Annotated in this window: 5 protein-coding genes; all 5 read left to right on the plus strand. The window is 55.8% G+C overall.

The window, feature by feature from the left end; all coding sequences use genetic code 11:
• Positions 1–1,569: ATP-binding protein (locus NZ823_01415; protein MCS6803786.1), on the plus strand; the 1,569-nt coding region annotated here is incomplete at its 5' end.
• A 32-nt stretch (positions 1,570–1,601) separates the two neighbouring features.
• Positions 1,602–2,954, plus strand: a complete 1,353-nt coding sequence (locus NZ823_01420) for a sigma-54 dependent transcriptional regulator (protein ID MCS6803787.1) — start codon at positions 1,602–1,604, stop codon at positions 2,952–2,954.
• Complete coding sequence (locus NZ823_01425) at positions 2,951–3,511, plus strand: archaemetzincin family Zn-dependent metalloprotease (GenBank protein ID MCS6803788.1); 561 nt, start codon at positions 2,951–2,953, stop codon at positions 3,509–3,511. Before NZ823_01420 ends, NZ823_01425 begins: the two co-directional genes overlap by 4 nt.
• Positions 3,512–3,721: 210 nt before the next feature.
• Positions 3,722–4,540 carry an energy transducer TonB gene (locus tag NZ823_01430; protein ID MCS6803789.1) on the plus strand — a complete coding sequence of 273 codons (819 nt, stop codon included), beginning with the start codon at positions 3,722–3,724 and terminating at the stop codon, positions 4,538–4,540.
• Between the two features lie 482 nt (positions 4,541–5,022).
• The gene (locus tag NZ823_01435) at positions 5,023–5,394 is read left to right on the plus strand and encodes a Rid family detoxifying hydrolase (protein ID MCS6803790.1); all 372 of its coding nucleotides are present in this window, start codon (positions 5,023–5,025) and stop codon (positions 5,392–5,394) included.
• Positions 5,395–5,679: the final 285 nt, after the last annotated feature.

Raw genomic sequence — 5,679 nt, forward strand, 5'->3', positions numbered from 1 at the left:
GTGTTCGGCACGCTTGGCTATTGCACGGTGCGCCTGCACAAACAGCATCTGGAACAGATGACCATCCTCAACGCCGACCGCATCAGCGATGCGATCAAACGCAGCACGCGATATAGCATGCTCAAAAACCATCGTGACGAGGTCTATCACATCATCAAGACGATCGGCAACGAACCGGGCTTCAACAAAATCCGGATTTTTAATGAGCAAGGCAAAATCAGTTTCTCAACTGATGAGCGCGAGGTCAACCAATACGTGGACAAGACGGCCGAGGCCTGCTACGGCTGTCACGCGGCTGATCAGCCGTTGACGCGACTGAATCGCCCAGATCGCATGCGAATCTATACTGACGCTGATGGCACGCGCATTCTCGGCGTCATCAATCCAATTGAAAATGAGCCGAGTTGCTACACTGCGGCCTGTCATGCCCATCCGGCAGATCAGCAAGTGCTCGGTGTGTTGGACGTGACCATGTCGCTGGCCAGTGTGGACGCAAGCATGGCAGATGCCCAACGACAGATGGTGAGCATGTTCGTCGTCATGATTTTCTTGATGGCGCTGTTGGTGATCGGCCTTATCTGGGCGATGGTACATCGGCCACTTCAGCAACTGCTGATCGGAACGCAGCGCGTGGCTGCCGGCGACCTGACCTATAAAGTTCACGTCAGCGCTCAGGATGAAATTGGCGACGTGGCCCTCTCGTTCAATCAAATGACCGAGCAACTCAAACTAGCTCATGAGCAGCTCACCGAGTGGGCTCAATCGTTGGAACAGCGCGTCGCCGAAAAAACCGATGAACTGAAACGCGCCCATGAACAGATGATTCAGGTGGAACGCATGGCCTCGCTGGGCAAATTGGCGGCCATTGTGGCTCATGAGCTGAATAACCCGCTGGCTGGCATTCTCACATACGCGAAGCTGCTGTTGAAGAAACTACAGCAGAACGGGTCCGGTGACCTCAAGACGGAACAAGCACGTCAGTATCTGGAAACGATCGCCGCCGAGTCAGCCCGCTGCGGCGACATCGTGAAGAATCTCTTGCAATTTGCCCGGCACACACCCGTCAACCGGCAACCAACCGACATCAATGAACTCATCCGGCAATCACTCCGCTTGGTTCAGCACAACATTGATCTGATGAACGTTCAAACGCGCGTGCAACTGGATGAACGGCGCCCGATCGTCACGTGCGACGGCCAACAAATCAAACAAGCGCTGGTGGCGCTGCTGATCAATGCTTGCGAAGCGATGACGCCTGGCGAAGGCATCCTGGATGTCATCTCGCACTACGACGCCGAAGCGCAGGCCATCCAGATTACGATCCGCGATAATGGCATCGGCATGGACGCAACGACCCAACAACATATCTTCGAGCCGTTTTTCACCACCAAGGAACAAGGCCGTGGCGTGGGACTGGGGTTGGCCGTCGTCTACGGCATCATTCAACGACACGCCGGACAGATTGAGGTTCAGTCAGCCCCCGGCCAAGGCGCGACGTTCACCATCCGATTGCCAGACGCTACGATCAACCATCAGCCAAGTGCCCTGGAGGTAACTCACCAACCATGAACGTTGAGCATTCAACAACAAGGAGTGTCACGATGACAAAACGTCCTATCAGCATCTTGATTGTGGACGATGAACCAATTGTGCGAGAATCGCTGCAGAATTGGTTTCGCGAAGAGAATTATTTGGTGGATGTCGCCGCATCAGGCAAAGAGGCGCTGGATAAGTTGACTCGGCAAACGTGGGACCTGTTTCTGCTGGACATCAAAATGCCGGGCATGGATGGCCTTGAGCTTCAACGCAAAATCAAACAGATTCACCCATCGGCGACCATCATCATCATGACCGCATACGCCTCGGTCGAGACAGCCGTGGAAGCCATGAAGCAAGGCGCTTACGATTACCTGGTCAAGCCATTCGATCCCGATGATCTGGAACGAATCGTTCATAAAGCAGTCGAACACGCACAACTACTTTCAGAAAATCGCCAACTGCGCGACAAGATCGAAGAGATGAGTCGCTTTCACCAGATCATCGGACAAAGCGCCAGCATGCGTCGCGTGTTGGAGCAGGTGAGCCTCGTCGCCGCCTCTGACACGACCGTTCTGATTCGCGGCGAAAGCGGCACCGGCAAAGAGCTGATTGCAAGGGCTATTCATGCCAACAGCGCGCGTCGCTACATGCCGATTGTGATCGTCAACTGCGGCGCGTTGGCTGAAGGCGTGCTGGAAAGCGAACTGTTCGGCCACGAAAAAGGCGCATTCACCGGCGCGCAGTACCGGCGAAAAGGTAAATTCGAAATGGCCGATGGAGGAACCTTGTTCCTCGATGAAATCGGTGACATCAGCCTGAAAACACAGGTTGACCTCCTGCGCGTGCTGGAAGACAAAACGATCTATCGTGTTGGCGGCAACACACCCATTCCGGTTGATTTTCGACTCGTCGCAGCAACCAATAAAAACTTGGAAGCGTTGGTGGCGGAACAAAAATTCCGTGAAGACCTCTATTATCGGCTCAATGTCTTCTCCATCGCCCTGCCGCCACTGCGCGAACGCCGCGAGGACATCCCGCTGCTGGCCGAACATTTTCTCCGGCAATTTGCGCAAAACATGAACAAGCCGATCCACGGGTTCGCCACCGACGCCATGCACATGCTCTGTCAGTACGATTGGCCCGGCAACGTGCGCGAGCTGCAAAACGCTATTGAACGCGCTGTGCTGGTTTGCAAGGGGTCAACCATTGAACCCTCTGATCTGCCATTTCAAGTCAATAACGGGCCATCTCCTGTGCCTGGCCAATCACTGGCCGACATGGAGCGACACCACATCTTGCGTGTGTTACAACAAACGGGCTGGAATATCTCACAGAGCGCGCGCCTCTTGGGCATTGATCGCGTCACGTTATATAACAAGATCAAACGATACCACCTGCGACGGGAGCCGACGTGACGGAACCGACCGATCTGCCACGAATCATCCTCGTGCCGGTGGGCAGCGTTAACCCGCGCCTGCTGGAGTTCTTGATTCTCACGTTGCCCGACACATTCAAGATGCCCTGCACACTGGGGCCGCCGCTGCTTGACGTCAGTCAAGCCTATAGCCTTGTCCGGCAACAATACTACTCGACCGAGCTGCTAGCACGATTGCTCACACTGAACCAACATGCAACAACAAAAATCCTGGGCGTGACCGAAGTGGATTTGTTCATTCCCATTCTGACGTTCGTCTTTGGCGAAGCTCAACTCAATGGCCCCGCAGCTATCATCTCCGCGCATCGGCTTCGTCAATCGTTTTACGGCCTGCCAGAGGACGAGGCGTTACTGCTGGAGCGTTGCCAAAAAGAGGCGCTCCATGAACTCGGCCATACGTTTGGACTCGTTCATTGCCAGTCATTTGAGTGTGTCATGCATCGTTCGCACTCAGTCGAGCAGGTTGATCTGAAGCGAAACTCGTTTTGTCCAATGTGCGCTCAAACATTAGCGCACAATCGCCTCACACTTCGTTGAGTGCGGCATAAGACGCAGCCGGGGTGATTATTCCCACGCCAGCAGGGGCAATTCTCGACCATCTCAGCAAGCCGTCATTGTCGCTCAATAGGTTAACCAAAGCGACAGCCGGCGCACACTCGGCACGAAATTTGCACTCTTATAGATTCAGTGAATACATGCTCAGCAATGCCGCCCCAAGCGCGGCGCGAGCAAAGGAAGGACATGGATATGAGGCAGGCAACACTTTTTGAAGAAGCTCTTGTGATCTCCGGTCCACGACGCTCTGGCGGGCGCGTCAAGTGGTTTTTCTTGCTGACCGCGTTTGTATATGCCGCGGGGCTTGTCGCGATTATCATATCGAGTATTTTGATGGCTCATCCTCAGTTCAGAGAAGCAGTGCTGGAAGTGGCGCTGGTTGCGCCGCCGCCACCCCCGCCACCGCCGCCACCGCCGCCGGCGGGCAGCGCCAAGGCAGCAATCGGGCCAACGACGGGGCGAGTAGTTATTCCGACCGGCTTCGTCGCACCTACACGTCCAGCTAAATCGCTGCCGTCAATAGACACCGAGGCGCCTGAGGTTGGTGTCGTGGGTGGCGTACCGGGTGGCGTTATTGGCGGCGTACCGGGTGGCGTCATTGGCGGTGTGCCCGGTGGTGTGTTAGGTGGCGTGCTTGGCTCCACCGGCCCAGTCCCTGCATTACCGCCGCCCAAAGTCGAAATTCAAACGCAAGCGCCACCGCCACCACCCAGCAAACCAATTCGCGTGACGACCGGCGTGCTCAAGGGCAATGCCATTCGACGCGTGATGCCCACATATCCGGCCGTCGCTCGCAGCGCTCACCTGCAAGGCACGGTCGAAGTCCACGTGATCGTTGACGAAGAAGGAAACGTCATCGCGGCTGAGGTAGCCAGTGGACATCCATTGTTCCGTGAGGCCGCACTGGCCGCAGCGCGACAATGGAAATTCCGGCCCACGCTGGTCAGCGGCATCCCTGTCAAAGTCAGCGGCACGCTCTCGTTTATCTTCCAACTCAACACAGGCGAGTAAAGAGCACCAGCGCACCCGCAGAGGGCGTCACTCAGAGAGACGTGGCAGCTTGCGCACGCTCAACACAGGAACTGCTCTTATGCTCCGCGCACGCCACGAAGCATGAAAATCGAGCACAGGCGGGAACGCCTGTGCCACATTCTCAAGGGAATCGCCCATGAGCTCCGCGCACGCCACGAACGATGAACATACAATTTTTTCGTGAGGTTCGTGTGCTTCGTGGGCGATTTTCAAAGGAGCGCAGAGAGTCGTCCCCTTGCCTTCTCGGATCGTCGGCCTTATCCTGCAACCTCCGTCGAGCAGATTTAACAGCCGAGGTTTCACTGAAGAGGAGGCACATAATGAGCAAGAGTCGAAAGAGTCGAACCGTCACTCGTCGAAAATTCTTAGGTCAGGCCGTCGGGGGAACGGCAGCTACTGCCGTCGCTCTTCCGCTGGCCGTTCCCGCCCAGAGGTCGAGACAAAGAGCCGGCAAGAAAGTCATTTACAAAGCGGGCGAACAGCCGACATCCAATCGGCTCTACAGCTCTGGGATTCAATTCGGGCAGTTGCTCTTTGTTTCCGGGCAGGTGGCCCATGACCCGGCCACGCGCAAAGTCGTTGAAGGGCCTTTCCCCAATCAAGTGCGACGCTGCCTGGAAAACGTCAAGATGGTACTGGAGGCAGCGGGTTCTTCGCTTGAGAGGGTGCTCAAAGTCACGGTGTTTTTGACCGACATCGCAAATTTTCAGGCGATGAACGAGGTCTATCGCACCTATTTCCCGACCGACCCACCGGCGCGCACGACCGTCGCCGTCAAGGACCTGCCCGGTGATTCGCCCATCGAGATCGAGTGCATCGCCTATGTGGATTGAATGAGTGGTAATGGGCGCTGGCAAACCCCTATCGCGGTAGGATCGTCCGTTGGCCAGCTCTTGCCACGAACGGTGAAAGAGATTCTTTCGCGTCGTTCGCGTGTTTCGTGGGCAATTTTTTTGGGAGGAGAATAGATGATGAACCGAAGATTCTCACTCATTGTCGCTAGCATGCTTCTTCTTGCCGCGTCGGTTGCTGCGCAAACCGACAAGGTGGATGAGTACGTCCGTTATACAATAGAGCGGTTCCACATTCCGGGTCTAGCGATGGCCGTGATCAAAGAC

The sequence above is a fragment of the Blastocatellia bacterium genome (assembly GCA_025054955.1).
In the GTDB taxonomy this organism is placed as follows: Bacteria; Acidobacteriota; Blastocatellia; order HR10; family J050; genus JANWZE01.